The organism is Flagellimonas sp. 2504JD1-5 (assembly GCF_053618295.1).
This window is the reverse complement of sequence record NZ_JBSIOU010000001.1, coordinates 356,529-383,513: the sequence shown is the minus strand read 5'-3', so window position 1 is coordinate 383,513 and position 26,985 is coordinate 356,529. Positions and strand designations below refer to the sequence as shown.

General features: G+C 41.3%; 23 protein-coding genes. 8 read left to right on the top strand and 15 right to left on the bottom strand.

The window, feature by feature from the left end; genetic code table 11:
* Positions 1 to 43 precede the first annotated feature (43 nt).
* The 4 genes from ACULLG_RS01700 to ACULLG_RS01685 are packed head-to-tail and all read right to left on the bottom strand — an operon-like array spanning position 44 to position 3,066.
* Positions 44 to 472 (bottom strand): DUF1801 domain-containing protein, encoded by a 429-nt coding sequence (locus ACULLG_RS01700; protein WP_452125036.1) that lies wholly within the window; start codon positions 470 to 472, stop codon positions 44 to 46.
* Between the two features lie 7 nt (positions 473 to 479).
* The gene (locus ACULLG_RS01695) at positions 480 to 1,133 is read right to left on the bottom strand and encodes a hypothetical protein (RefSeq protein WP_452125035.1); all 654 of its coding nucleotides are present in this window, start codon (positions 1,131 to 1,133) and stop codon (positions 480 to 482) included.
* Between the two features lie 32 nt (positions 1,134 to 1,165).
* Entirely contained in the window at positions 1,166 to 2,575 is a 1,410-nt protein-coding gene (locus ACULLG_RS01690) for a formylglycine-generating enzyme family protein (protein ID WP_452125034.1), read from the bottom strand.
* A 59-nt stretch (positions 2,576 to 2,634) separates the two neighbouring features.
* Entirely contained in the window at positions 2,635 to 3,066 is a 432-nt protein-coding gene (locus tag ACULLG_RS01685) for an N-acetyltransferase family protein (RefSeq protein ID WP_452125033.1), read from the bottom strand.
* A 76-nt stretch (positions 3,067 to 3,142) separates the two neighbouring features.
* On the opposite strand from ACULLG_RS01685, the gene ACULLG_RS01680 reads away from it, so the two are divergent.
* A complete protein-coding gene (locus ACULLG_RS01680; protein ID WP_452125032.1) occupies positions 3,143 to 3,343 on the top strand; it encodes a hypothetical protein in 201 nt (66 codons plus the stop codon).
* Positions 3,344 to 3,383: 40 nt separating this feature from the next.
* Here the strand turns inward: ACULLG_RS01680 and ACULLG_RS01675 are convergent, their stop codons facing one another.
* Both ACULLG_RS01675 and ACULLG_RS01670 read right to left on the bottom strand, forming a co-directional pair.
* Positions 3,384 to 5,108 (bottom strand): DUF262 domain-containing protein, encoded by a 1,725-nt coding sequence (locus tag ACULLG_RS01675; RefSeq protein ID WP_452125031.1) that lies wholly within the window; start codon positions 5,106 to 5,108, stop codon positions 3,384 to 3,386.
* Positions 5,109 to 5,228: 120 nt separating this feature from the next.
* Positions 5,229 to 6,866, bottom strand: coding sequence for a sulfatase-like hydrolase/transferase (locus ACULLG_RS01670; RefSeq protein ID WP_452125030.1), 1,638 nt, complete (start codon positions 6,864 to 6,866; stop codon positions 5,229 to 5,231).
* 162 nt (positions 6,867 to 7,028) lie between these two features.
* On the opposite strand from ACULLG_RS01670, the gene ACULLG_RS01665 reads away from it, so the two are divergent.
* Complete coding sequence (locus tag ACULLG_RS01665) at positions 7,029 to 7,778, top strand: NIPSNAP family protein (RefSeq protein WP_452125029.1); 750 nt, start codon at positions 7,029 to 7,031, stop codon at positions 7,776 to 7,778.
* On the opposite strand, the gene ACULLG_RS01660 is transcribed toward ACULLG_RS01665, so the two are convergent.
* The 3 genes from ACULLG_RS01660 to ACULLG_RS01650 all read right to left on the bottom strand — a co-directional run bounded on the left by ACULLG_RS01660 (position 7,775) and on the right by ACULLG_RS01650 (position 11,568).
* A complete protein-coding gene (locus tag ACULLG_RS01660) occupies positions 7,775 to 9,760 on the bottom strand; it encodes a TonB-dependent receptor family protein (protein WP_452125028.1) in 1,986 nt (661 codons plus the stop codon). The genes ACULLG_RS01665 and ACULLG_RS01660 overlap by 4 nt on opposite strands.
* Before the next feature lie 113 nt (positions 9,761 to 9,873).
* Positions 9,874 to 11,010, bottom strand: a complete 1,137-nt coding sequence (locus ACULLG_RS01655; protein WP_452125027.1) for a Gfo/Idh/MocA family protein — start codon at positions 11,008 to 11,010, stop codon at positions 9,874 to 9,876.
* 3 nt (positions 11,011 to 11,013) lie between these two features.
* The gene (locus ACULLG_RS01650; RefSeq protein WP_452125026.1) at positions 11,014 to 11,568 is read right to left on the bottom strand and encodes a cysteine hydrolase family protein; all 555 of its coding nucleotides are present in this window, start codon (positions 11,566 to 11,568) and stop codon (positions 11,014 to 11,016) included.
* 149 nt (positions 11,569 to 11,717) lie between these two features.
* Between ACULLG_RS01650 and ACULLG_RS01645 the strand changes: the two genes are divergently transcribed.
* Together ACULLG_RS01645 and ACULLG_RS01640 are read left to right on the top strand one after the other, a co-directional pair.
* Positions 11,718 to 12,482 (top strand): exodeoxyribonuclease III, encoded by a 765-nt coding sequence (locus tag ACULLG_RS01645; protein WP_452125025.1) that lies wholly within the window; start codon positions 11,718 to 11,720, stop codon positions 12,480 to 12,482.
* Between the two features lie 63 nt (positions 12,483 to 12,545).
* Positions 12,546 to 13,586 (top strand): aldo/keto reductase, encoded by a 1,041-nt coding sequence (locus tag ACULLG_RS01640; RefSeq protein ID WP_452125024.1) that lies wholly within the window; start codon positions 12,546 to 12,548, stop codon positions 13,584 to 13,586.
* Here ACULLG_RS01640 and ACULLG_RS01635 read toward each other — a convergent pair whose 3' ends face one another.
* On the bottom strand, positions 13,587 to 15,752 hold the full coding sequence (locus ACULLG_RS01635) for an outer membrane protein assembly factor BamB family protein (protein WP_452125023.1): 2,166 nt from the start codon (positions 15,750 to 15,752) through the stop codon (positions 13,587 to 13,589).
* 156 nt (positions 15,753 to 15,908) lie between these two features.
* Here ACULLG_RS01635 and ACULLG_RS01630 point away from each other — a divergent pair, with 156 nt between their 5' ends.
* Entirely contained in the window at positions 15,909 to 17,363 is a 1,455-nt protein-coding gene (locus tag ACULLG_RS01630; protein WP_452125022.1) for a hypothetical protein, read from the top strand.
* Positions 17,364 to 17,366: 3 nt separating this feature from the next.
* Here the strand turns inward: ACULLG_RS01630 and radA are convergent, their stop codons facing one another.
* The 5 genes from radA to panC all read right to left on the bottom strand — a co-directional run bounded on the left by radA (position 17,367) and on the right by panC (position 22,213).
* Positions 17,367 to 18,728: a DNA repair protein RadA gene (radA, locus tag ACULLG_RS01625; protein ID WP_452125021.1), complete on the bottom strand. Its 1,362-nt coding sequence runs from the start codon at positions 18,726 to 18,728 to the stop codon at positions 17,367 to 17,369.
* Positions 18,729 to 18,863: 135 nt separating this feature from the next.
* Positions 18,864 to 20,006 (bottom strand): alpha/beta hydrolase, encoded by a 1,143-nt coding sequence (locus tag ACULLG_RS01620; protein WP_452125020.1) that lies wholly within the window; start codon positions 20,004 to 20,006, stop codon positions 18,864 to 18,866.
* Between the two features lie 26 nt (positions 20,007 to 20,032).
* A complete protein-coding gene (locus ACULLG_RS01615; RefSeq protein WP_452125019.1) occupies positions 20,033 to 20,998 on the bottom strand; it encodes a lysylphosphatidylglycerol synthase transmembrane domain-containing protein in 966 nt (321 codons plus the stop codon).
* A 2-nt stretch (positions 20,999 to 21,000) separates the two neighbouring features.
* Positions 21,001 to 21,351, bottom strand: a complete 351-nt coding sequence (gene panD, locus ACULLG_RS01610) for an aspartate 1-decarboxylase (RefSeq protein ID WP_452125018.1) — start codon at positions 21,349 to 21,351, stop codon at positions 21,001 to 21,003.
* Positions 21,352 to 21,364: 13 nt separating this feature from the next.
* A complete protein-coding gene (panC, locus tag ACULLG_RS01605; protein ID WP_452125017.1) occupies positions 21,365 to 22,213 on the bottom strand; it encodes a pantoate--beta-alanine ligase in 849 nt (282 codons plus the stop codon).
* Between the two features lie 102 nt (positions 22,214 to 22,315).
* Here panC and ACULLG_RS01600 point away from each other — a divergent pair, with 102 nt between their 5' ends.
* The 3 genes from ACULLG_RS01600 (at position 22,316) to glmS (ending at position 26,907) form a co-directional block, all read left to right on the top strand.
* On the top strand, positions 22,316 to 23,125 hold the full coding sequence (locus tag ACULLG_RS01600; protein ID WP_452125016.1) for a glycogen/starch synthase: 810 nt from the start codon (positions 22,316 to 22,318) through the stop codon (positions 23,123 to 23,125).
* A 5-nt stretch (positions 23,126 to 23,130) separates the two neighbouring features.
* The gene (locus tag ACULLG_RS01595; RefSeq protein ID WP_452125015.1) at positions 23,131 to 24,933 is read left to right on the top strand and encodes a DUF4270 domain-containing protein; all 1,803 of its coding nucleotides are present in this window, start codon (positions 23,131 to 23,133) and stop codon (positions 24,931 to 24,933) included.
* Positions 24,934 to 25,059: 126 nt separating this feature from the next.
* Positions 25,060 to 26,907, top strand: a complete 1,848-nt coding sequence (glmS, locus tag ACULLG_RS01590; protein ID WP_452125014.1) for a glutamine--fructose-6-phosphate transaminase (isomerizing) — start codon at positions 25,060 to 25,062, stop codon at positions 26,905 to 26,907.
* Positions 26,908 to 26,985 lie beyond the last annotated feature (78 nt).

Sequence of the window (26,985 nt, the reverse complement as noted above, 5' to 3'; positions counted from 1 at the left end):
ACGGGCTCAGGATGACACGTTTCAGTATGACATAAGCCTTTTGTTACATCCCTAAACTGGGCAGGTGCTTTACCTTATGGTATTGCAAAGTAGCACGAATGCAGTTTTTGAGTTCCTCCACCGGGAGTTTATCCTCCAATTGAAATACGATGGCCCGATTGCCCTCATAGTTGAACGTATTGCCATATACCATTTTAAAGGTGGACACCAATAGACTAGAGCACTGGAAATAGAGCGCATATTGGTTTGGCGATTTGGCCTTCCAGTCCATACGTAGGGTACTGCCTTTTGGAGCCAAGTAACTAGGTTCACTCCATTTTAGGGTTTCTTCCAACTTGGTAATTTCGGGAGTTTCTTGGGCCACTTCCAAAACTAGCTGCCGTAGCGTCTCCATTTTAGCCCGAACGTTATCTGGATAGTGTTTAAAAACCGCAGCAACTGCTGGGTTGGACTGTAGCTGTAGATTTTTCACAAGCTTCTCAATCCGTTTCCAAATAATCAATTAATTGAATCACGTCAGCTTGATCTTTGATTTTGATTTTATGCTCTTTTATAAAGGTTTTACCAGCATTTTTTTTGGCATCATACAGTTTTAGCAACTGATTCAGGTTTTTGAACTGGTTCAATTCGCCGTCTTTCCTGATCCAATAATATTGGTAGGGTTTGGTTTTATAACCACTTGGCAAGGACAATTCATACATGGTCCCCCGAATGGCCACTTGTGAAAAAGATTGATTGGAAGAAGTTTGGGAAGTCTGACCAAAAGCGCTGACATTTCCGGGATATTTCACATCGCACTTGTATTCAATATAAAGGTCATAGGTTGACTGGTGGGCCAACTCTACAAATGTATCGTTAAGTCTGAAAAACTTTCTGCCCTTAATAAAGACTGTGTCCACCTGCGGTAATTGTGCATCTGCGATTGCTCTCTTACCTTGGCCATCCTCAAAAACCACCTCTTCAAGAATGGAATGGTAATTTAGCAAGGCTGCATTCTTTTCCCCCGATTTCATAAGCACATAGCCCGGAGTAAATTTTGGAAAAACATAGTGCGAAAGTTCTATGGTTTTTGTTTGCGCTTTTACGGAAACAAACAATAGACTAAAGGTTGCCATGTAAAAAAGAGATTTCATGTTTTGGTTTTTTGATTGTAAGGGGCACTAAGTTAATCAATACTTCGTACAAATCGGGTGCCGTAGGCATTGTTGCGCATGGGGCCATGCCACCCGCCATATCTTCGGTATGCGACAGGGCTAAACGGATTGAACTCATGGTATTCACGATCATAACTATAAAATCCACCACCGCGAAATCCTATGCCGCCCTCAGATTCACCCGTTGGCCAATTTTGAACATCTGCAGCCCCATCGGGCGACAAGTTGCCATCACCATGTACTCCAGTAAACGCTCTTCCATTCGGATGCCCTAAGGTAATTACCCGCTCCCAAATGCTTCCAGCCATGTCCATCACCCAATAGTGGGAAGCCCCATAATAATCACGGGTTTCTTCCGTAAGTTTGGACTCGTCCCACCCATTGGCCATGATCAAGGTTCGATTGGGATGTGGTAGGCGTTGCATCCTTTCTTTGCTGCTGGTTCCCCATGGAAAATCATGGGCTTTGGGCGGTTCCGTTCCCCGTGCGGCCTTGACAAACTCAAATTCGGTCATGGGACGCAATCCGGCCCAATCGGCATAGGCCATGGCATCATCCCATCCCATAAACAAGCAAGGTTTGTTGGGAAATTTGGTAATGTACCTATCATTTTTTGGGGTTATGGTCCCATCGTGGTCCTTATATTGCCGTTCAAGATGTAGCAATCTCGCTGGAGTTTGATCAGATGCCAAACTATTTAGAAATTCAGCATATTGACCTTCCGTAGGTTCGTATTTCATCATATAATAGGGAGTAACACCCTTGGGATAGGAAGCTGGAATGGGACCCTGTTGATCCCCTTCGTATTTGTATTCTCCTGAATTATAGAACAAATCTCCAGTTTCGGAAACGGTCAATTCCTGATCTTGGGAAGTGATTTTCACTAAGCCAGAAGGCTTTCCCTTTTTATTGGGTTTATAAAAACTGCCAAATTCTTGGGCTACGGGGTCTGGGTCGCCCAAGGTAAAGCCTCCTTGCGGAATATGGACCATTTCAATACCATAGGCATGAAAGTACCAGCCCCTTTGGTCCACATCTACAAAGCTGGGTTTGTGCAAGGCCACTTTTAGGGTCACCTCCACTCTGCCGCGGAAGGTGTTATTGGGTTTTACGAACAAACCTGCACCATCTTTGGGCACCTCAAAAATGAGATTGGGATCCTTGGAAAAAACTGAAACGACACGATGCCCACTTTGGGCCACATTAATGTGTTTATAGCCTCCGTTTTCCGAAATGGATTTAAAGAACAACCACACAGCATCGTGGTTTTTTGTGTTGTACCAAGCATTGTCCCAGCTTACATTAAATAGGGTATAGGCTTGGTCGCCCTCAATATAAAGCAGAGGGGTTGAAATTTTAAGATCGGTAGCCCCCACGGAAATGGAGAGCACCAAAGCAAGAAAGGATAGGCGATACTTCATGGTGTTATGTTGATTGATGAATGATGTTCCTTTTAAAGGTATGGTTTTTGTTGGATTTTCTACGTAGCCAACCGAAGTCGGTACATCCCACTCTCCGATTTTGCAAACCCCAGTTTGGTATATAAACGGATGGCACTTTGCCTATGGTTGCCGGTAAAGAGCAGTACCTCAGACAGTCCGTTTTGCTCGGCAATATCGAGCAGCTCCTCCATAAGTTTACGGCCAAGGCCTTTGCCACGCGCGTTGACATCCACCACAACATCTTCTACCAAACCTTTGCTGCCTGAAAGTACACTGTAAGTAACCATAGCCGCCATACCGATTATTTGGTCACCCTCTTGGCAATACACCAAGCTCAACTGGTCTGGTTTTGCCATGATTTTGGCCAAGGGGTTGAGTTTTATATCGGGGTTTAACTGCTTAAACAGCTTTACCATTTGGTTTTCCATGTCAACGGTTAAGTCTTCTGGGGTAAGGTGTTTGATGGTCATTTTTAGGACTTTGCTACTTTAAAAATACTACTAATTAGTGGTTACATAGGTGGGTTTCGCTGTTTAACTTGCTCCCATGTTAACACCTACCCAATTAGAAAACATAAACTCGTGGATTAAAGAAGCCTATGGTTCTCCAGAAGAACTGAGCAAGCAATTGGACAACCTAATTTTTATGCTGCACTTTTTGGAAGAAGAAGTTTTTACCAAAAGAGAGGTGCAAAGTGCAGTGGAATTACTAAAAGGGTTGGGAGAGGTTTTGAGACAATGGTCTTAATAAAATAGTATTTAATCCATCATAGGAATTGTGGGGTTGGTTATTTCTCCCATCTTTTTAAAGCCCACTTACTTATTTTTTTGGATCTTTCCATGATTACTTCTTTATTCCATTCATCAAACTCTTTTGCAATAGATCTAGCTGTAGCAAATACAGAATGTTTTTCAAATTGAACTTTCTTTTTATCAAATACTGATCGCGATACTCCTTTGTTCATTTCCTTGGTCAAGGGAACGAGGTTACCCCAAGTGTGTAGTACATTTTGATGATCTTCAGGGGTAATTACTTCCTTCCATTCCTTCGTTAAAGATTGAGGCATTACATGCTCAATCCAAAAATCATTTTCTGGAATGTCAGACCCAAGGCTGGCTTCATACTCCAAAAGTGCATACTTACAGATAGAACTTGAGTAAATATTTCTGGTTAGTATGGAAGTTTCAAACCTTTGGTCATCTGGCCACTCAATTGTATTTCTTCTTTTTATTGTTGATTCAAGATTCTCCTTGGTGGGGATACCTTTCATAACATTCCAAGCAGTTCTAAATAGGACTAGGAGTCCGGTTGGTTCAATACCGCATAACGCGCGTCTTACCAAAAAAGACTCAAGAACTCTTAAACAATCTCCTGTATTCTTTTCACTAACAGATCCCTCCTGATACCCTTTTAAAAGACGCATAACAAAAGGGTAAATTGAAGTAGGGCTTTTGGCGCGCACAAGTTTTTCCAAACCCGCTTTGACATCTTTATTATAATTTTTTGGATATAGGCCTGCGCTTATAGCTAAGTATGGAACTGTATATTCTTCAAGCTGTGATATTATTTCCTCCGGTTCTTTTGTTTCTCCCCATATTTTCCGCAAACCACGAAACAAATCTGCATTTTTTATAGATGATTCCTGGATAATTGCATAGGGGAAGAAATAATTGTCAAAATTAGGTCCTAATTTATTTCTAAATGGCAACCATACATCTCTATGAATTGATTGTGCCTTGTCAGGTTGATCACTAATTTTGGAGAACACCTCATTTCGCACTAAATCTCCAATACCGATTGGGATGCCAGGGTCATTAAGGCCTTCAAATACCGTAGTTGCATTAGAAGGGTCCTTAAGCAGGATGAACACAAAGGTTAATTTAGTTTGCGCTGTAGTTACAATTTCCTTTAGATGATTTATTCCATATTCCTTGAATCTTTTCTGTAAAAAAGACTTAATGCGATTGAATTGGGCTAAATAACGTCCTTTATCAAGTCCGCTTTTTTCTGGTAATTTGGCTTTAACTCCAAGCCAGTCAGACATGTTACCAGTATTTATTAGGACTTGAAATGCTTGGCAGAACTGATTTCTATCTGCAAAAGAAGGAACTAGCTTCGTATTTACACCATTCTGCCACCAATCAATCATGAGGTTTGTATTAATCAATCCTCTCGCATAATCGTCCTCTTTGTTCCTTGCCGCCACATAGGCTGCCGCAAGAACAAATAAGTATAGCGTAGATAAACGTTGTTGACCATCAACTATCTCATAGGGCTGTGGTTCAGAAGGATTGGCATTTCTTCTAACAGCGATTATTGCTCCAAGAAAACGATTGGAATCTTCACCTTCGACAATCACATCAATTTCTTCTATCATACGTTTGAGTTGCTTTTCAGTCCAAACATATTCTCGCTGAAACAAGGGAATCTGTACCTGAGTTGATTGTGAAAAAAGCTCATGAAAACTCATTTCATGGGTATTATCCGTAATCTTTGTTGCTGACAAGCTCATATTTGATGTTTAAGTAACCCAACTTGTTTGCAGAAATATACAACACAACTGCATTGTATAAATATAACGTATAAACACTATAAACTGTAAGGGATATCTGTAGTAAATGAGTTCCTTTGGTTAAAACGACACTTGAAACTGTATAACTTCACTCGGCTTAAACCCAATTCTATGGGCTACTAGTTCCAGTTGTGTACCATTTTCCACTTTAAACGGGGCTGCATAAATTTTCCATGGTGTGTCAGGGTCGTCGCCCATTTTTCGGTAGCCGATGGAGGCGCCCTTGGTCTTACATTCCATCGCAATCTCGTTACCTACCTGAATCACCGTAGGTTTGGCTGTCATGGGTTGCTCTTCTGCACCTTGCCAAAGCTGGTCAATCAGTTCGCGTTCGGGCAGGTTGGGTTGATCACCAATTTCCGCCAGCCAACGGTCCATCTCCGCGCTCAATTCTTGTAGTTTTTCAGCATATTCCGGGTTTTGGGCCAGATTGTTGATCTCGTGCGGGTCGTTCAGGCAATCATACAGTTCTTCCTTGGGCTTACTTTCTCTGAACCACAACATCTGGGTTTCGTTCAGTTGCCCTTGGTCCCGCATGCGGAGGAGTTCTTTCATGGTGGGAATCCGCTCCCGATACGTATTGGCCAAATAGTTGCCGTGCTCCGGCCTATAGTTTCGAACATATTTAAAACGTTGGTCTCTCACCGCCCTTCTGGCATCGGTAACACCATCAAATCGATCCGCCGCTCCATGAATGTACTGTCTTGGTTTTTGATCCCCTACAAAAGTTTGGCCCTGCAGATGGTCGGGAGGTGTTTGTCCGGTCAAAGTGAGCATGGTAGGTGCAAAATCTATAAAACTTATGAGTTGGTCGTTAATGGTTCCAGCATGTGATTTATCTGGATAACGTACGATCAAGGGCACGTTGAGCCCAGAATCGTACACCAATCTTTTTTGGCGCGGCAATGGCCCACCATGATCGGCATAGAAAAAGATGATGGTGCTTTCCAAAAGTCCATCGGCCTCCAATTGATCCAAGATGTCCCCTACTTGACGGTCCATTAAGGCGATGTTGTTGTACATTTTCCAAAGGTCATGGCGCACCACTTCGGTATCCGGCAAATAGGGTGGAATCGGAAACTGGGTATCCTTGGGGATAATTTCTTCCCTTTCATAGGGTTCAAAAAGCCCGGATTCGTGCGTTACCCCAATATTAAAAATGGAAAAGAAGGGTTGCCCCGACTCGCGGTTTCGCCAATGACCATCTTTGCCATTTTGGTCCCAAGCGGTCACCGGAGCTTTAAATTGATAATCGTTTTTGGCGTTGTTGGTGCAATAATAACCTTCACTTCGCAGCAGTTCGCTGAACATCTTTACCTGTGGCGGGGGAATGGCTTCGTATGCGGGCAATCCGGTAACCTCGGTATAGGAATGGGTGCGCATATGGCTGGCCCCGATACTGGTTGGGTACATGCCCGTAGCAATGGCCGCCCTGCTGGGGGCACACACCCCGGAAGGAGAAAATACATGGGTATAACGGATACCTTCGGAGGCCAATTTGTTTAGATTGGGCGTTACCACGGTAGAATCTCCAAAGGAGGGAATGTACGGCCCCATGTCCTCGACCACCAACCACAATATATTGGGCTGCTCAAAAGCAGCAACGGACTCAGCTTCCTTTTCTTTGGATTTGGTCTGGCATGCCAATGCCAAGATTAAAATATATAATGCCCAAGTAGTTTTTAAGCGTGGTAGCATGATCCAATCGTGATTTAAAAGTAAAATATAACGTTTGAGAACAACAATGTAAGATTTTCTGGACTACCAACAAGAAAGTCCAAACCATGAGGTTTTGGAAAGAACATTTTAGTATCTTGTTGGTAATCAATTGCTTCTTAAAACCAATCAAACTCAATGATTATGAAATCCAAACTGTTTTGCTCCCTTGTTCTATTACTGGTTTCTGTACAATTTATAGCTGCCCAAGAAGAGGTGTATGAGTTCAGAACCTATGAACTGGAATTTTTTAGATCGGCAAATGTGCTGCACAACTATTTTAAGGATGCACTTATTCCAGCCTTGAACAGGCAAGGGATTGAAAATGTCGGTGCCTTTGAGGAAGCAGGTGATGCCCTGCCCAAAAAAATATATTTATTGGTGGCCTATGCCAATATCCAAGCTTTTCAAGATAGTCAGGACGCCTTGGCCCAAGATGCGCAGTATCTAAAAGATGCGCATGATTATCTGGTTGCCGGGGATGATGTGATTCCCTATAAACGAATTTCCACAAGTCTAATTCGGTCTTCCACGGGATTTCCAAATTTGATAAAGCCCAGTGGCGAAGCCAATCTTTTTGAATTGAGAATCTACGAGAGCGCCAATGAGGATGCACTGCGCAGAAAAGTGAAGATGTTCAATGATGCCGAGTTTCCCATTTTTGCGGATGCCGGACTTCCCATGCTATTTTTTGGGGTGAACATTGCCGGGGGCCAAATGCCCTGCCTCACCTATATGCTGGCACTAAAGGATATGGAAGCACATGCCGAAGGCTGGTCCAAGTTTATTGCGCACCCCGAATGGCAAAGAATCATTAAAGTGGAAGAATATGCCAATTCCATGAACGATATTATCCGAGTGTTTTTAAAACCATTGCCGTATTCGCAGCTTTAAAAAAGATACCCTAGTTTAATCCCTCCATAAAAATTTCTGTCATTTCCAGGATAAAAGTATCGGGGCAGGGCACCACCAAACCCAACGGCATTGATCAATACACTTTGGGCATAACGGGTATCAAACAGATTGTTGATTCCTGCATTCAATCCCAAGGAAAAATGGTTGGAAAGCTTAGTTTTGTACCCCAATTTGGCATTGAACACATTAAAAGAATCACTGCTTAAGCTGTTGGCATCGGTCAATGGAATTTCATCTACATATTGGTGGACCAGGTTCAGTTGAAAACCAGCGGTGTGCCTGAAATCCACTCCAGAACTGATCCGGTGTTTGGGTACTCCGGTCAATGGATTACCCGAAAAATCATCATCTTCATCAACAAAATCCACAAAACTATGATCACTAAAGGTATAGTTGAGATAGGGATAGACCTTAAGGTCTTTGCAAAGCTCAAATACTGATTTTGCGCTCAGCTCTAAACCTTGGTGGCGGGTTTCACCTGCATTTCGACCAATAAATTGGTCCTCACCCACACGTTGGGCCACCAACAAATTGTTGATGTCCATATGGTAAATAGACCAATCTAAAATCAAATGCTCCTTTAGCAGGTTTAGCACTCCGCCAAGCTCATAATTAGTTCCTGTTTCTTGGGCAATATCTGGGTTGATGACTCCATCAGGAGTTAAAGTTTCTTCTAAACTGGGATTGGAAAAGCCCCTACTAACATTGGCAAACAATTTTCCACCTGCAAACAGGTATTGCAACCCAAAACTGGGCAAGAGAATGGCGTCAAAATTCCGGTTGGCGGAGGTATTGGCATCTCCTTGGTTGAACAGATCTTGAAAATTATAGTTGGTCTTGTTCAGGTTAAGACCTAATTGAGCCGAAAATCCATGTGCAAAAACATGTGTGAACGTACCGAACAGATTCAATTGTCTCCGAAATTCACTATTGTCGCTTAAGCGATTTCCTTGCAAACTTCCATTACCGTTGTTGTCTCGAAAAAGATTCTGGAAAGTACCCCAATGATATTCGTCTTTGTACAATTCCCCACCAAAAGTATATTCGAAAGTTCCAGACATGCCCTTGAATTGGCTACGTATACCAAATCCGTTGGTGAACTCATCCAAAATATTAAAAGGACGGGGTTCGTAATGATCTAAATAGGTGTAAAAGATACTTGTGGTGTTTTCGAATGAAGGGTTGAACTCATAGGTGTGGTACAACCCCGTTAGCACATATTTATTTGCTTCAAAACCTTGGGCAGCCAGCCAATTGCCCGCTGCACGGGTAGGGTCTTCGTCAAAATCGGTCTGGTTCAACGAACTGGGAATCTGTGCGGTGTAATCAATATAATTGACCAATAGTCCCAAGGTGCTTTTACTGCTGAGGTTTAGATTGGTGTTTAGCAAAAATCCATCACGTTCAAAACGATTGTTCTGGCGATAGCCGTCCGTTTCAAAATGATTGTAATTGAAAGTCAGGTTGAAGTTGTTTTCTGAATGTTGGAACGATAGGTTCTCCTTCAACATTTTATATGAACCCAGGGTGAAGGAACTCGCTAATTTTGTTTCATTTTCTTCAAGGCTTTTTGTGTCTAGCAATAAAGCACCACCCAAATTGGCACCAAAAGCTGTGCCTTTAGGCCCCTTGATTACTTCAATATTGCCCAAATTCTCCAAATCGAAGGCCTCGATAGTGGAAGAACCCGTTCCATTGGTCACAGGAATACCATTAAAATACATACGTAGCTTATCTGTACCAAAAGGGGTACGAGCACCGACACCACGAATAGTAATTCGATTGGTGTTAAGCGCCCCTGAAAGTACATAGACCCCTGGGATTTGATTGACAGCCGAAGAAATGTCAATGGGATTGAATTTTTCAAAGGTTTGCACGCCAATGCTGGAACTTGGAGTTATTCCTATTGCATTCCTAATGGTGATATCCTCAATGAGAATGATTTCATCCAACTGGTTCACAGAATCTTTTTGGACCTCCTGTGCGAAAAATGAAAACGAAAAAAACAAGAAAGCTAGTATGCTAGGGGTTTTTTTATAAATCATGGGTTCAGTTGTAGTTGAGATTGATGGGGTTAGTATCTTAATTTGATTGTTTTTCCATGTTTGGCGCTTTCTCTTGCTGCGTCCAAAATTTCCATGACCACCAAATTGTTTTCCAAAGAGGTGAGACTATACGGTCGTAACCGAATTTTGTTCTTTACAACAGCAGCTAGCATGGCAAATGGATCGTTGTATGGGGATGGCCGTTCTTTCAACGTAAATTTTTCCTCGTGATAACCGTCGTAGCCTTCAGCAATGCGAAGACGAAGTTCGTTTCGATTGTCGGCATAAAGGGCACCTATCAATCCGTAGAGTTCCATATCCTTACGGCCAATGGGCCAATTCCATGACGCTTGAATGATTGCCTGGGTGTTATCGTAGGTAAGCAGAATGGTGGCTTCGTCATCCACTTTTGGATTGTTCAGGGGTTGAAATTGTTGTGTGATCGCGGTAACGGTATTGGGTCTCTTTCCGTTCATGAGCCAGGTGGTCAAATTGGCACCATAACAGCCAAAGTCGGTAATGGCCCCTCCGCCATTTTCTTCTGGATCTTGTAACCAGTCCAAAAACTCTTTGTTAACCCCTATTTTCACTGGGCCTTTATGGCCATCGCGAACAACAATTTTTCTAAGCCTTCCTATTTTGCCATGGTTGAGGAAATTTTTGGCCATATGGTTTGTGGGGTACCAAGTAGTTTCATAATTGGTCAATAAGTGAATGTTGTGTTCTTCGGCAAGGGCGGCCATTTGCTTGGCATGATCCAAACTCACGGCCAGGGGTTTTTCCACCATTACATGAACACCCAATGGGGCACAGGTCTGCACAACCTCCAAATGATCATAAATAGTTCCAAAGGCGGTAACAGCTTCGGGTTTGGTCGCGAAAATCATTTCTTCCAATGTGTCGAACACCAAATCCATAGAAAAACCATGTTGGTCAGCATAACGCTGGGCCAATTCGCGATTGGGCTCTGCAATACCCACGAGATCAATATCGCCAATGTCCTCGCGGCCCAAGATCCAGTGCACATGGGTATGGGTAAGTCCGGCAACTCCGACTCGCAAGGGTTTTTCCTGAGTCTGGGCTAAAACCGGGAGTGTCAACAAAAAGAGACAAAAAATTAGATATCGTTGTAAAACGGTCTTTTTAAAATGTTTTGAAGGATTCATGGTTCAATTAGCAAGGTCGTTTAGTATGGTTTTCGTTTTGGTTATTGTTGCAAATTCATCTTTTAAATTGGCCAAGGCTGCATTATGAACAAGATTCGCACTGAATTTTTGACCATCAACCCCGATTTTGTCAAAAGCTGCGGTCGCATCGGAAACCAAGGTTACGCGGAATCCCAAATTGGCAGCCATCCTAACCGAGGTGGACACACAATGTTCGGTAGTAAGCCCGGCCACAACAATATGATCGATGTTTTGTTTTCTGAGTTCACTTTCCAATGGGGTGCCTATAAAGGCGCTGTTCACATTTTTTTGAAAAACCAGCTCCCCTTTTATGGGAATAACTTCAGGATTAAACCCATTCCCCTTTTTTCCGGGATACAAAGGAGATTTTGGGTTGGTGGAGTTATGCTGAATGTGGAAAACCGGGAGATTTCTGGTTCTAAAAACCTCCAAGATTTTACCCGCATTGGTTTCGGCCGTTGCATTGTTCCGCTCAGAGCCATAAAAATGGGTTTCTTGGAGACCAAGTTGGATGTCTATCAATACTAAGGCGGTCATTCAGGAAAACTAAAGCTTAAATTTACTGCTTAAACCTTTAATTCCTATTGGAGGACTGTATATTAACAATCTTTTATGCTGATACGGTCATCACAAAAATCAATTTTAAAGAGCCAAATACTATGGCTACATTTAGTGAAAATTTTGAAATGAAAATTGTCACATATAACGTAAATGGAATTCGAGCAGCCTTGAACAAAGGTTTTATTGATTGGTTACAGGCGGTAGACCCAGATGTGGTCTGTATTCAAGAAACGAAGGCAATGAAGGAGCAAGTGGATGTATCTCTGTTTGAAGCTGCTGGATATAACCATCACTATTGGTTCAGTGCGCAGAAAAAAGGGTATAGTGGAGTGGCTTTGCTATGTAAGGAAAAGCCGGACCATGTGGAATATGGTACAGGCATTGATTATATGGATTTTGAAGGGAGAAACATCCGGGCAGATTATGGAGATGTTTCCGTAATGAGCATGTACCTGCCTTCCGGAACCAATATGGCGCGTTTGGAGCATAAGCTCACCTATATGGCAGATTTTCAGAAGTATGCCGACAATTTAAGAAAGGAACGTCCCAATCTTATTGTATGTGGTGACTATAATATTTGTCATGAAGCCATTGACATTCACGATCCCGTACGAAACAAAAATGTCTCAGGATTTTTACCCGTGGAACGCGAATGGATCGGGAATTTCATCAAAAGTGGATTTATTGACAGTTTCAGACACTTCAATAAAGAACCCCATAACTATACCTGGTGGAGTTACCGTGCCAATTCAAGAGCCAACAATAAAGGATGGCGGTTGGATTATGGAATGGTGAACGAATCTTTAAAGGATCGATTAAAGCGTTCGGTAATTCTTTCCGATGCAAAGCATAGTGATCATTGTCCTGTGCTTATCGAGATAGAAAAATAACAATTGCCTTAGCAAGCTAAAATATGGATTAAGTATTTTTGCCAGCTCAAATTGCATATCCAAATGAAATATACCAGACTACCACATACCGATATCAAAGTCAGCAGAATCTGTTTGGGAACCATGACTTGGGGGCGTCAGAACAATGAAGAAGAGGCTCATGAACAAATGGATTATGCTCTTGAAGAAGGGGTCAATTTTTTTGATACGGCCGAAATGTATCCTATTCCACCGAAAAAAGAGCTTTATGCTGTTACGGAGGAATTTATTGGTAGTTGGTTCAAAAAAACGGGAAATCGTGATAAAGTGGTTTTGGCCACAAAAATTGTGGGAAGGGCAGATTTCGCAAAATATATTCGAACCACGGGTTTCAGCAAAGACTCTATAATTGACGCTGTTGACGGAAGCTTAAAACGTTTGCAAACGGATTATATCGACTTGTATCAGTTACATTGGCCTGAAAGGAACACCAACTTTTTTGGCCAGCGTGGTTTCAATGCTCATTCCATAGATCCTTGGGAAGATAATATCCACCAAATTTTGGAAACGCTTCGCGATTTGATTGCGGAGGGAAAAATAAGGCATGTTGGACTGTCGAACGAAACACCTTGGGGAACCATGCGTTATTTGGAAGAAAGCAAGGTGCACCAAGACCTTCCAAGAATGTTGACCATTCAAAACCCGTATAGTTTATTGAACCGATTGTATGAGGTTGGCCTTTCTGAAATATCAATGCGCGAAGATATTGGTCTTTTGGCCTATTCGCCATTGGCATTTGGAGTGTTGAGTGGAAAATATTTGGATGAGATAGCCCCAAGAAAGGCAAGATTGTCCTTATTTCCACATTATGACCGTTACAGTGGTGAAACCGCTACTGAAGCTACCCGAAAATATAACCAATTGGCCAAGGAAAATGGTTTGAGCTTGACTCAAATGGCATTGGCCTTTATCAATACCCGACCATTTTTGACCAGTAATATTATTGGTGCGACCACTATGGAGCAGCTAAAAGAGAACATTGGTAGTATCGATGTTGAACTTTCTGATGAGGTGTTAAAAGGAATTGAGGATATTCATAACGCAATTCCGAACCCGGCACCCTAATTACTCCAAAACATAGGCCCGATATTCATCACCGGACGGAGTGCCCATTTTACCTCCACCGCAAGAAATAACCAAATATTGTTTGCCATCTACGGTATACGTTGCAGGAGTAGCATAACCACCTGCCGGAAGTTTGTCTTCCCATAACAGCTCACCGGTTTTCATATGAAAAGCACGGATTTTTTCATCTTTTGTTGCAGCAATAAATAGGATTCCGCCCTCGGTAATGACAGGTCCTCCATAGTTTTCCGTTCCTGATATTGGAATTTTGGGATCCTTCAATGCATCTTCGTGCCCCAGTGGAACTTTCCATAAATATTCGCCAGTATTCAAATCGATGGCGTTTAGGGTGCCCCATGGCGGTTTTACGACCGGGAAGCCCCTATCATCTTTAAAACGACCAAATCCAGCTACGGAATATGGCACTTCAACATCAGTTTTTTCTGCCCTATGATCGGTTGCTTCTTCAATTCCTAAAAGAAAGTTGGCTATGCCCTTAACCTCGTTGTCAGACAAATTAGGCATTCCTGGCATGGCTCCTTTTCCATTTTCAATGATACTTGAAATGGAATCTATGGAAAACTTCTCTTTAAGGTTTTGAAGATTGGGAATAGCATCCAGTCCTTGTAGATCACCTCCATGACATCGGGCACAGTGGATTTGCGTCAAGGATTGCCCAATATTGCTCTGCTCCCCTTCTTTTTCTTGGATTTCCTTCATACGAACTATCCAAGCCATTTCATTGGAATTCACATACATTATTCCACTTCGGGGGTCCAAAGCCGCACCTCCCCATTCGGCACCACCATCAGCACCTGGATACAAAATTGTTCCTGTAGTATCAATGGGAGTAAATTGTCCCTTTGAGGTGATTTCAACAAATTTTTCCTGAACCGTTGGAGGGTTTGTTTTTTGATTTTTATCTACCAGATCATCTACAAATGAGGGCCTGTTGGGGTCATATAGATCTGCCTCCGTCAACAATTGACGAGCGAACGGTTTTGGTTTGGTAGGTAGCGGTTGGGTTTTATAGGTTTCTTCCCCTTTTAAAGGAGAAGAAGAATAGGGTTTCTCCTCAATGGGAAACAAGGGCTCCCCTGTAATCCTGTTAAACACAAAAACATGACCGCTTTTTGTCACTTGGGCCACCGCTGGGATTTTCTTGCCATCCCTTTCCATTGTAAATAAATTTGGTGGAGCTGGTAAATCTCGATCCCATAAATCATGATGGACCATTTGAAAATGCCATAGACGTTCTCCGGTTTCGGCATTTAATGCCAGTAACGAATTGGCAAATAAATTGGCGCCAGACCTATCACCACCATACCAATCAAAGGCCGGTGAGCCCGTGGGGACATAAACAATACCTCTTTCAATGTCCAAGGCCATGCCCGCCCAACTGTTTGCGCCACCCACAGTTTTATAGGCATTTTTTGGCCATGTATCGTATCCAAATTCATTGGGTTGCGGGATGGTGTGAAAGGTCCATTCGATTTTACCCGTTAACACATTATACGCCCTAACATGGCCGGGGGAAGAACCAGGACCTTCTCCGACCAAGGTTCCTTGAATCAACAAATTTTTGTAGATGGTACCCGGAGTTCTGGTAATTACAGATAGTTGCTCTGCATTTCTGCCAAGCCCATCCCTTAAATCAATGCTGCCACCATTTCCAAAGGAAGAAATTGGTTTTCCATCCAAAATATTGATGGCATAAAGATTATGTTTTGAAGAGAAAAAAATCCGACTGGGATTATCATCAGAGGATTTCCAGTGACTTAATCCACGACTTAACCCAGCTCCTGAATTGCCTTTTGAAAAAGGGTTAAATGTCCATATTTCTTGACCTGTTTTTGTGCTGATGGCAAACAAGCTGTTAGCGGCATTTACCCCATATAAAATACTGTCTATGATCAGTGGGTTGGTCTGAATTTGGGTGGTTCGACCTTCCTCAACGCCTCCACTTTTATAGGACCAGGCCAACTTAAGTTGGGTCACATTTGACGTATCAATTTGGTTTAATGTTGAATAATGAGATCTTCCAGGGTCACCCAAGTAATGTTGCCAAGTGGTGTGATATTCCTTTATTATGGACTCTTTTCCATTTTTGTTGCAGGATATGGAAAGAAGTAAAATCAGAAAAACAGGGAAGGCAAAGTTTTTCATACGGATGTTTTTCTAAATATAGAAAGATTATTGCTGTCACGATATTTGATGGAAGACTTGATTTGACCTATTACTCATTGAAAAGTACACTTCCCTCATTTTGATTGGAATAATTGTTGTGTCAGAACTAATATTGAATCACAAAAACCGATCAAGATGAGAAATAGTCTATTCACCGTTCTAGTGTTATTGTCCTTTTTTGCATTTTCACAAGAGTTCCAAACCTACGAAAATGGACTTATTTATTCACCCTACGCAATGGAGCGGCTAAAGACAGTAGTAGGAGAAAAAAATGAGGAATTTAAGGTGTGTGATTTAACAAAAGTGTATCGATCACTGGAACAGACCAAAGGGAGGGTTTTTGTGCTGACCAAGCCTAGTTTAAATCAATTGAAAACGGATTTGTTAAATAATATTTCCGTTGATGCCTTTGTCAAAAAATATGGAATTTCCAACAATTTCAAACCGTTACTTCTCACCAAAAGCCACTACTTGAATTATAAAGGGAAACAGGTAGTTGGAATTCGAGAACAGCCTACTGGTAATACATTGGAAATATTGGAATCATCTTTCGAAAAGTCAAAAAAGGGGTTGTGGATATGGGATTTTTCCAATTCGGAATACGTGTACGTCACCTATTTGGAAAAAGAATTTTCTAGTAAAGATTTGCCCGACAGATATGCGCGAATGATATTGTATTCAGAATGTTTGATCGATACAACAAGTCAAATTTTCAATGAGGGTGCATCCAAAAACCGATGGTTTTCACATAAAAAGGAATCTAGGGTAAAAATGGAAAAATTCAATAGCTATATTCTTCAAAGGTTTGGTAAAGAAAAACCTGCGACGTATCCCAATGAGGATTTATCAAGGGATGAAATGCTTGCAAGATTTGACAGTCTGAAACGATGGGAGAAGTCAAAAAAAATGTTCGTTAAAAATGAACTTTCCAAAGACCCTATTTTTTGCAAATTGTTGAATGAAGCATATAATGAAGCCCTAAAAAATAAAAACTCCAATAATGAGTTCGAGGAATATGTTTCTTTTTTATTATCGACTGAGAACGCGCTAGAACTTAAACGCAATAGGGTTGTAGTGGGTCAATGTAGTATGGACAATAGTCCAAGAATTCATGCCATGAACATTGCTCAACTTGCAGGAGAGTCCTTGAACTGGGACATTTTTCTTAGAGCCCATCTTAATGTTCTAAATGATTATTTTAACAGGGCTTCAGATGGCAGTTATGCTTGGGAGGCTAGGCAAACCTATATCAAGGAACTTGAAGAACTGGATATCAATGTTCCGGAATTGATTTTTGGAACGGCTTTCAGGAGCAAAAATGTGGCAGAAAATCACTATTTTGGAAATATAGGAAGAATGGGTAGGGCAATAGCCGAAAGTAAGGATGTGTCAATTTTTGAAGATGAGTTGCCACTAATGGTATCGGATAAAAACCTAGATGATTACAATCGATTACTCATGTTCTATTTGTATGATAATTTCAGCTATCAAAAAAATGGCACCCACAATAAACTAGTTTACAATAAAAATCGCGAAAAGATGCTTGCTTTTTTACCGGAATATCTTCAAAAAAGTGTGCAAGAAAATTAGGGGCTAGCCGAAAAGCCTGCCAACCACATCCTCAATTTTGGAAACCAAATGCACTTCAATAGCAGTATTTTTTAATCCTATCTTATTGTTTTTGGAGACATAAATTGATGTAAAACCCAACTTTTCGGCCTCAAGGATACGTTGGTCCACACGTTGAACCGGCCTTACTTCGCCGGCAAGGCCTATTTCAGCAGCAAAACAAACTCCTTTTTCAATTGGGATGTCCGAATTGCTCGAAAGAATTGCGGCAACTACGGCCAAATCTATAGCGGGGTCATCCACAGAGATTCCACCTGTAATGTTCAAAAAAACATCCTTGGCAGCCAGTTTAAATCCAGCTCTTTTTTCAAGCACGGCTAAAAGCATATTCAATCGCTTGGCATTGAATCCGGTTGCTGAACGTTGGGGTGTTCCATAGACTGCAGTGCTTACCAAGGCTTGTATTTCTATCAAAAGCGGGCGCATACCTTCCACGGTCGCGGCGATAGCCGTTCCGCTTAAATCCTCATCATTTTTGGAAATGAGCACTTCGGAGGGATTGTTCACTTCACGAAGTCCGCTTCCCTGCATTTCATAAATACCCAATTCGGCGGTAGAACCAAAACGGTTTTTTAGCGAGCGAAGGATTCTATACACATAATTTCTATCGCCTTCAAACTGCAAAACGGTGTCGACCATATGTTCCAAAATCTTGGGTCCTGCAATAGTGCCATCTTTGGTAATATGACCGACCAAAATAACAGGGGTATGACTTTCTTTGGCAAATTTGATAAGCTCCGCTGTGCACTCCCGAATTTGTGAAATGCTTCCAGCTGCCGATTCGATATAATCGGTATGCAAGGTTTGTATGGAATCGATGACTAGAATGTCAGGTTCCAACGATGCAATTTGCTGAAAGATATTTTGGGTCTTGGTTTCGGTAAGGATATAGCAATTTTCGCTGTTTGGATGAATGCGGTCGGCTCGCATTTTAATTTGTTTCTGACTTTCTTCACCAGAAACATATAATGTTTTGTATGACAGTTTTAGCGCTATCTGTAAAAGCAAGGTGCTTTTTCCAATTCCAGGTTCCCCTCCCAACAACGTCAAGGAACCAGGAACCAGTCCACCTCCCAAAACTCTGTTGAACTCTTGATCTTTTGTATCTAACCGAAGCTCTTTTTCGTTGGTTATTTCTGAAATTCGGAGCGGTGAGGATGCTTTTTTGGTTGCTGAGGAATCACTTTTCCAAGTCCTTTTTTCTTCTTTTTGGACCACTTCTTCCACAATCGTGTTCCATTGCTTGCAAGAGGAGCATTGCCCAACCCATTTTGGATATTGGAAACCGCAGTTTTGACAGAAAAAGGCTGTTTTGGTCTTGGCCATTCGTTTTTAAAAGAAGAGCCTAAAGATATGGAATTTGATGGTGGGATGAATGGATTCTTGGAGGAATGGATTTTTAGATAATTTGATTGTTGGAAATAGACGCCAACCAATCTTCTAACCTAAAAATTCAGTAATCTAGTAACCGAAATCAGCTTTTAATGCATCAATCTTCTCAAGTGCCATATCCTTTGTCAAAAAATCGATTTCTTCCATTTGAAATGCTTTTTCAAAGGTCTTGAATGCTTTTTTGGGTTCGCCAAGTTGCTCGTAATACTCACCTTCAAAATAAAAACCCAACATGGTACCCGGAAACTGTTTTTTGCAGACTTCGGCAAGGGGCTTTAAAGACTCAAAGTCTTCCTTTTTTAATGAAGCTGCGTAAATGGCCATAATATCATTTAGCTCCACCGGTTTTCTGAAACCGAGCAGACTTTCGATCATATCATATCGATCTTGGAGATATTTAAATACGGGTTCGTCGGATGTGAGAATTTGGGTTTTATATTCTTTTGGAGTAATGGGACGAAAGATTTTGAACACATTGTCGAAAGCTTTGCTTATTCCATAAGCGGCAATTGAAACATGGTCGGCGTTGGCATACTCGTCAAAAAAGTAATGCAGGGATTCTTTGTCTATCGACTTAATAGCATTGTTCATTTGCAGAATTCTCTGCCTATCTTCTGTGGGTTCTTTTTCCAGTACTATGTTGTAAAAAATCTGTTGATCTAAATCGGACAATCTGGATGGTACCCTACTCTCCATTTCTGTCGCCAGCACAGGGGATATTGACAGGTATGAATTGAACAACGATCTGTCTTTGAATAAAAAGTAGTTTCCAAAGTTTGCCGTAATATCATATCCAATAAACATTTTAAAAGGGGCTACATTATAACTGGTTTCCAAATATGGGATAAGCTCAGTGCCCAAAAATTCATAAAATTGTGCACCTTTCTCTGTTGGAAGCCCTGTGGTCTGTTCAAAATCGCAATCTTCCCAACGAAGGTCATTTTTAGCTTGATCCACTCCCACTATTATGGCTTGGGGCATTCTGTGATGTTTGCTATAGAATTTGGCGTTGGCTACCACAATATCAAAAAGATATTCAGCATCAAGCACTACTAAAAGTGGATATTTTTGATCTTCGGAATAATCTTCGGGGAAATAATAGGAAACATCCCTTCTTTCTTGAAGCTTGAAGGATTCAAAAATTTCTTTTTTGACCTGTGCGCCCAAATTGAAGCACAGTAAGCCTATTAAAACAAATAGACATCTTTTCATTGGACAAAGTTTTATGTGGTCGGGGTCTACCGATTTCTATTCAATAACGGCAAGATGATAAAGGATATTGTCCCGAAAACAACGACCATTAAGGTCTGGGCGGTCCACATGATCCAGCCGTAGGCGTCACCTGATGTTTTGCTGACTCCATAAACGGATAAAGCTGCGGTAACAACAATAGGAAAGAGTCCCAAACCTCCATTGGTGGTGGCCATCGCAAACGCTCCCGCTACAAATGCAACCAGAAATGCACCTAAAGGGAGTTCAGTTGTTTCGGGCACCGTGAATTTTATCACCCAAAACATGGCTATATAGCATGCCCAGATAAAGAAAGTGTGGAATATAAAAGCACCACTTCTTTTCATTTTGAAGATACTCAGAACGCCATCTAAAAGACCGTTGAGGAACGTTTTTATTTTCACCGCTAACTTGGACGATGATTTTTTAATAATACGTATAGATATGAAAAGTCCAAGCACTCCAACTAAAAGCAATACGAGAGAGCCCACCAAGCCGATACCATTTTCTTCTAAAATGCCCAATATCACATCGGTTTGCACCAAAAGCGCAGCCGCTATTATTGCCAAAAGCATGATTACGTCGACAATTCGCTCCGTAACAATAGTGCCAAAACCTTTTTCAAAAGGAACATTTTCGTAGGTGTTCAATGCTGTTGCTCGCAGAAATTCTCCAGATCGCAATACAAGGGTATTCGCAAAATAACTTGTAAGTATAATGAGTACATTATTGAGCAATTTTGGTTTGTAGCCCATCGGGTTTAACAAATAGTTCCATCGAATTGCTCTTGAGATATGACTTAAAATTCCAATGAATATGGATAGGAACACCCAAACCGGATCGGCATTTTTGATAGCTTCGAGAATTCTGGCCCTATCTTCTGGGGTTGTTGAGGTGTAGGAATAAAAAACCAATCCCAGTCCAATTAGGATGGGCACCAAAATTTTCAGAAATTTTTTGAGGGAATTGCTCAAAACTAGTTCAAAAGATTGGTTTCCTCGTTAGGAAATACCAATGCTGGATTGAATGATTTTGCTTCTTCAATATCCATCCATGCATAGGTAATAAGAATGAGTACGTCGCCCACCGCAACTTTACGGGCGGCCGCTCCATTTAAGGTGAGTTCACCCGAACCTCTGGGACCGGGAATTGCGTACGTCTCCAAACGCTCTCCATTGTTGTTGTTCACGATTTGAACCTTCTCACCTCGAATTATATTCGCGGCATCCATCAAATCTTCATCAATGGTAATGCTTCCAATATAATTGAGGTCGGCCCCGGTGACCTTTACTCTGTGAATTTTAGATTTTACAACTTCTACTTGCATGGTGCAAAATTAGTTAATTCAGTCTTAGATTGTCTATAAGCCTTACGCCTTCGGCATAAACGGCAATAAAAGCCCTATATTTTTTATTTGTTTGCCTTTTTGAAATTGGGGTCAATGTTTCTTCATCACAAATTTCAAAATACTCCAACTCCAAAAGTTCATTTTTGTCGAACTGGGATTTTACCCATTCTGAAATATAGATAGCACTTTCTATGCCAAATTTTGATTTGGCAGTCTGCAAGGTTTTATAAATAAAACCAGCCTCGTTTCTTGTTGCTTTTGTCAGGCGTTCGTTACGAGAACTCATGGCCAAACCATGGGGTTCACGCTCTATGGGGCAAGGAATTATTTCATAAGGTAATTCCTTTTGTCGTACCATATTCCTGATGATTTGGAGTTGTTGAAAATCTTTTTCCCCAAAATAGGCTTTGTGAGGTGAAACGGTTGCCAGTAAAAGCCCAACTATGGTTCCGACACCGTCAAAATGTCCCTCTCTATACCGGCCCTCCATTACTTTGTCCAACCCATCAAACTGATAAGATTCTGATTTTACCTCCCCCTCATAGATGTCCTCAGCGGATGGAGCAAAAACCACAATGTTTTCTGAAACACTTTCTAAAAGAGCAAGGTCTTGATCAAGACTACGGGGATATTTTTCCAGATCATCTTTCTTGTCAAATTGAGTAGGGTTCACAAAAATACTGACGACAACCAACTCGTTTTGTTCAAGAGCTGTTTTTACCAACGACAAATGCCCTTGATGCAGTGCGCCCATGGTAGGAACCAACCCAACACTTTGATTTTTGTCTTTCTGGGCCGAGATAAATGGAATTAAATCCTTTTTTTGATCAAATACCTTCATAGTAAGGTTCAAAAGCGTGCAAAAATACTATAAATACTGCTAATCGACATAATTTTTGTACTTTTGCAGCTACGTTTTTCAGATAAGCAAAAGAAAGTGTTTATGAATGGTAAAAAGATATTGTTTGTATCTTCTGAATTAGTGCCCTATCTACCAGAGAACCCAGTTTCCTTAATGTCATACGAAGCGCCGAGAATGGTCAACAGCAATGGGGGCCAGATACGCATTTTTATGCCCAGATATGGAAATATTAATGAAAGAAGGCATCAATTGCACGAGGTCATTCGTTTGTCTGGGATGAACTTGGTGATCAACGATATGGACATGCCCCTAATTATTAAGGTGGCCTCCATTCCCAGGGAGCGGATTCAGGTGTATTTTATTGATAACGAAGAATATTTTAAGAGAAAGGCAACGTTTGAAGATGCAGAAGGGAATTTGTTTCCGGACAATGATGAGCGCGCCATCTTTTTTGCCAAAGGGGTTGTAGAAACCGTAAAAAAGTTGAACTGGTCTCCTGACATTATACATGTTCATGGTTGGATGGCTTCATTGCTTCCCTTGTACTTACGCAAATATTATGCAGATGAACCCTTGTTTGCCGACAGTAAAATAGTAACATCAATTTATGATCGGGCCTATGAAGGTGAACTTGATGAAGGTATGATAGATAAAATTGCTTTTGATGGTATTGAGAAGGAAAGTATTTCTTCCCTTTCAAAGCCTGACTATAATAATTTGTTAAAAGTTGCCGCCGATTATTCCGATGCCATTATTTTAGCCTCGGAAGAGGTGTCGGAGGACTTGAAAAATCATATTGCAAATCTTTCCAAACCAGTATTGCCCTATGTCTCTCTTCAGGAGGCGGAGGAAGCGTACACAAATTTCTATCAAACAGAAGTTTTAAAATAAATTGCATGAAATTTTCTAGGATTTTAAAAGTTTCAACTTTACTTGGAGCTTTATTTCTGATCATTACTTCTTGTGAGGAAGAATTGGGAACTATTGGAGAAGGAGTTGTAGGAGGAGAACCTTTTACAACGGGAAAACAGTCATTTGACGTTTTTGCGTTCAATAAAGGTATTGCTACAGTACAGACCAATCAGTTGCCACTATATCAATTGGGAACGTTCAATGACCCATTTTACGGTCGAAGAAATGCCAGTATCGTATCGCAGTTAACATTGCCTAATGGAGGGCAAGGAGATCCAAGATTTGGTGATTCGACCCAAGATGTGGAAGATGCTGCCGATTCAGATGACCTGGATGCTACCATCCCAGAAAATGAAACCGTAAAGGAAGTATTTCTTTATATACCCTTTCAATTGCCGCCCGCCACATTAAGGGACAATGATGGCGATGGTGTTCAAAACTCACTTGATGATGATCCGAATGACCCCAATTCAGATTGGGATGGTGATGGAGTAAGTGACAATGACGAACGTATTATAGGTTCCAATCCCTTTGATGCAAACGAGGATGGGACGGGCGATGATTTTGTTGCAAATACTTTCCCAAACAGATTTGATCTGGATAGTATTTTTGGAAACAGGCAAGGAGAATTTGATTTAAGAGTGGCAAGAAGTACCTTCTTTCTGAGGGATTTAGACCCAAGTGCCAATTTCGAAGAAGCACAAGAATATTTTTCCAACCACGATTTCACTGCTTTTGAAGGAGAGATTCTTTTTGAGGGTCCGGTGACTGTTGGCGATGAGGAAATGTTGTTTTTTAATGAAGATGATCCAGATACCGATGATGTAGATGAATCCACTACGGTGAGAACTCGTCTTAATCCTGGAATCCGAGTACCCTTGAACAACGACTTCTTTCAAGCCAATATTTTGGATAAGGAAGGAAAATCAGAGCTCTTAAGCCAATCCAATTTTAGGGACTTTTTAAGGGGGATACGTATATCGGGGCAATCCGATATGGAAGAACTGATGTTCTTATTGGATTTGACACAGGCAAATATCACAATTACATATAATTTTCAGGATTATAATGCAACTGATGATGTTATTGAGACAGCAGAACGGGATTTTGTGCTCAATCTTTTGGTTAATAACAATGGGATTATTTCTGGAAATGCGGTCAATACTTTTTTGGATGAGCCTTTACCCATTGCCAATGAGTTGGACAATGGCGAAAACGCTTCGAGAATATACGTAAAAGGAGCAGGAACTCTTGCGGAAATCAGACTGTTTGAGGAAACTGAAAATGGCGGTGCCGATATCATAAACCAGATACGATCCAATAACTGGATAATTAACGAAGCCAATTTGGTGTTTTATGTGGATGAGTCGGCTGGAGTTGGGGAAGAGCCACTACGTCTTTATTTATATAATGGTGAAACCAATCAGCTCATATTTAACCCTGCCACAGAAAATAGCGTGACTAATGAGCCTTTAGGGCTTTTTCTTGAGTACGATGGAATATTGAAAGAGGAAAACAATCAAGGGAAATACACGATTCGAGTTACAGATCATATCAATAATATCATTATTAGGGATTCCACAAATGCCAAACTGGCCCTTACCTTAACTTCCAACATTGGAGTGGGAGCAGTGTCAGAGGCCGTTGGAACCCAAGAGCCAGTTTTGGATGTTCCGGTTATGGCCAATATCAATCCCTTGGGGACAGTTCTTTTTGGAAGCAACGTCGCTCCCGGCAATGAGGACAAAAAGTTGAAATTGGAAATTTATTACACCCAAGCCAACTAATTATACACTTTTTACTACCATTTACAGAATTTTTCTGCCGTAGAACCGTTGTGATACAAATTATCCCAATGGTAATACTAAATTTGCAGATAACTCAAACTATTATAACTACTTAAAACTCTTCTTATGTGTGGAATTGTTGGATACATTGGCCACAGGGATGCCTATCCTGTTATTATAAAAGGCCTACAACGTCTCGAATATCGAGGATATGATAGTGCTGGAATAGTACTGTTCGATGGAGAAGAAACCCATCTTTCCAAAACCAAGGGCAAGGTCGAAGACTTAAAGAAAAAATCAGAAGCAACAATTGATACCAAAGGTAAATTGGGGCTTGGACATACCCGTTGGGCCACACACGGGGTTCCTAACGACACTAATTCCCATCCGCACTATTCCAATTCAGGAGATTTGGTGATTATTCATAACGGAATCATCGAAAACTATGAGGCAATAAAAAAAGCACTTATAGAAAGAGGATACAGTTTTGAGTCAGATACCGATACAGAAGTATTGGTTAACCTTATCGAGGAAGTAAAGAAAAAAGAAGGTGTTAAATTGGGTCAAGCAGTGCAGATTGCATTGAATCAGGTAGTTGGAGCTTATGCCATTGCCGTTTTTGATAAGAACAAACCTGATGAGATTGTCGTGGCGAAACTAGGAAGCCCATTAGCTATAGGAATTGGTGAAAATGAGTATTTCATTGCCTCCGACGCTTCCCCCTTTATTGAATTCACTAACAATGCCGTGTACTTGGAAGATGAAGAAATGGCCATTATACGAATTGGAAAGGAAATCAAACTGCGAAAGATAAAAGATGATGCCATTGCATATCCCAATATACTTGAACTTCAATTGAACCTTGAGGAAATTGAAAAAGGAGGGTATGACCACTTTATGCTCAAAGAAATCTACGAACAGCCCAGGGCAATTCTAGATACCTACCGAGGGCGGTTGTTGGCGGATCAAGGAATTATCAAGATGGCGGGGATTGACCAAAACCTGGAAAAATTCCTGAATGCGAATAGAATCATAATTGTTGCTTGCGGCACGTCATGGCATGCAGGTCTTGTAGCGGAGTATATTTTTGAGGATTTGGCACGAATTCCTGTTGAAGTCGAATACGCCTCAGAGTTTAGATATAGGAATCCTGTCATAACTGAAAATGATGTTTTAATTGCGATATCACAATCTGGGGAAACGGCAGATACTTTAGCTGCTATTAAACTGGCTAAGGAAAAAGGAGCTTTTGTTTTTGGTGTTTGTAATGTTGTGGGATCGTCCATCGCCCGTGAAACACATGCGGGGGCGTATACGCACGCCGGGCCTGAGATTGGTGTGGCCTCAACAAAGGCATTTACCACACAAATTACCGTACTCACGCTTATTGCACTAAAGTTGGCCCATGAAAAAGGAGTGTTTTCAGAATCAAAATACCACGAATACTTAACGGAGTTGGAAAGTGTTCCGGTTAAAGTGGAAAAGATGTTGGAGTCCAACCAAATTGTAGAGGACATTTCAGAAATATATAAGGACTCAACCAACTGTTTGTACCTGGGGAGAGGGTATAATTTCCCTGTTGCCTTGGAAGGAGCACTGAAACTCAAAGAAATCAGTTACATCCACGCAGAAGGATATCCTGCAGCCGAAATGAAGCACGGACCTATTGCATTGATTGATGAACAAATGCCTGTGATTGTTATCGCTACCAAAAAAGGACATTATGAAAAGGTGGTGAGCAATATTCAGGAGATTAAATCCCGAAGCGGAAAAATCATCGCTATTGTTACCGAAGGAGATGTATCGGTAAAAGAACTGGCAGATCATGTCATCGAAGTTCCCGAGACCTCGGAAAGCTTATCTCCACTGTTGACAACCATTCCATTACAACTGTTGTCGTATCACATCGCTGTGATGAGAGGATGCAATGTAGATCAGCCGCGTAACCTGGCAAAATCGGTTACCGTGGAGTGACTAGGTTTAATTAATAAAATGAAGAAAAGGCATCGAATTCGATGCCTTTTTTGTTAAAACCATAGATAAACCGTGGTT

Excerpts from the sequence above, each read along its gene's own strand:
- ACULLG_RS01695 (WP_452125035.1), bottom strand. The coding sequence starts at position 1,133 with ATGAAATCTCTTTTTTACATGGCAACCTTTAGTCTATTGTTTGTTTCC.
- ACULLG_RS01690 (WP_452125034.1), bottom strand. The coding sequence starts at position 2,575 with ATGAAGTATCGCCTATCCTTTCTTGCTTTGGTGCTCTCCATTTCCGTG.
- ACULLG_RS01685 (WP_452125033.1), bottom strand. The coding sequence starts at position 3,066 with ATGACCATCAAACACCTTACCCCAGAAGACTTAACCGTTGACATGGAA.
- ACULLG_RS01680 (WP_452125032.1), top strand. The coding sequence starts at position 3,143 with ATGTTAACACCTACCCAATTAGAAAACATAAACTCGTGGATTAAAGAA.
- ACULLG_RS01675 (WP_452125031.1), bottom strand. The coding sequence starts at position 5,108 with ATGAGCTTGTCAGCAACAAAGATTACGGATAATACCCATGAAATGAGT.
- ACULLG_RS01670 (WP_452125030.1), bottom strand. The coding sequence starts at position 6,866 with ATGCTACCACGCTTAAAAACTACTTGGGCATTATATATTTTAATCTTG.
- ACULLG_RS01665 (WP_452125029.1), top strand. The coding sequence starts at position 7,029 with ATGAAATCCAAACTGTTTTGCTCCCTTGTTCTATTACTGGTTTCTGTA.
- ACULLG_RS01655 (WP_452125027.1), bottom strand. The coding sequence starts at position 11,010 with ATGAATCCTTCAAAACATTTTAAAAAGACCGTTTTACAACGATATCTA.
- ACULLG_RS01650 (WP_452125026.1), bottom strand. The coding sequence starts at position 11,568 with ATGACCGCCTTAGTATTGATAGACATCCAACTTGGTCTCCAAGAAACC.
- ACULLG_RS01645 (WP_452125025.1), top strand. The coding sequence starts at position 11,718 with ATGAAAATTGTCACATATAACGTAAATGGAATTCGAGCAGCCTTGAAC.
- ACULLG_RS01640 (WP_452125024.1), top strand. The coding sequence starts at position 12,546 with ATGAAATATACCAGACTACCACATACCGATATCAAAGTCAGCAGAATC.
- ACULLG_RS01635 (WP_452125023.1), bottom strand. The coding sequence starts at position 15,752 with ATGAAAAACTTTGCCTTCCCTGTTTTTCTGATTTTACTTCTTTCCATA.
- ACULLG_RS01630 (WP_452125022.1), top strand. The coding sequence starts at position 15,909 with ATGAGAAATAGTCTATTCACCGTTCTAGTGTTATTGTCCTTTTTTGCA.
- radA (WP_452125021.1), bottom strand. The coding sequence starts at position 18,728 with ATGGCCAAGACCAAAACAGCCTTTTTCTGTCAAAACTGCGGTTTCCAA.
- ACULLG_RS01620 (WP_452125020.1), bottom strand. The coding sequence starts at position 20,006 with ATGAAAAGATGTCTATTTGTTTTAATAGGCTTACTGTGCTTCAATTTG.
- panD (WP_452125018.1), bottom strand. The coding sequence starts at position 21,351 with ATGCAAGTAGAAGTTGTAAAATCTAAAATTCACAGAGTAAAGGTCACC.
- panC (WP_452125017.1), bottom strand. The coding sequence starts at position 22,213 with ATGAAGGTATTTGATCAAAAAAAGGATTTAATTCCATTTATCTCGGCC.
- ACULLG_RS01600 (WP_452125016.1), top strand. The coding sequence starts at position 22,316 with ATGAATGGTAAAAAGATATTGTTTGTATCTTCTGAATTAGTGCCCTAT.
- ACULLG_RS01595 (WP_452125015.1), top strand. The coding sequence starts at position 23,131 with ATGAAATTTTCTAGGATTTTAAAAGTTTCAACTTTACTTGGAGCTTTA.
- glmS (WP_452125014.1), top strand. The coding sequence starts at position 25,060 with ATGTGTGGAATTGTTGGATACATTGGCCACAGGGATGCCTATCCTGTT.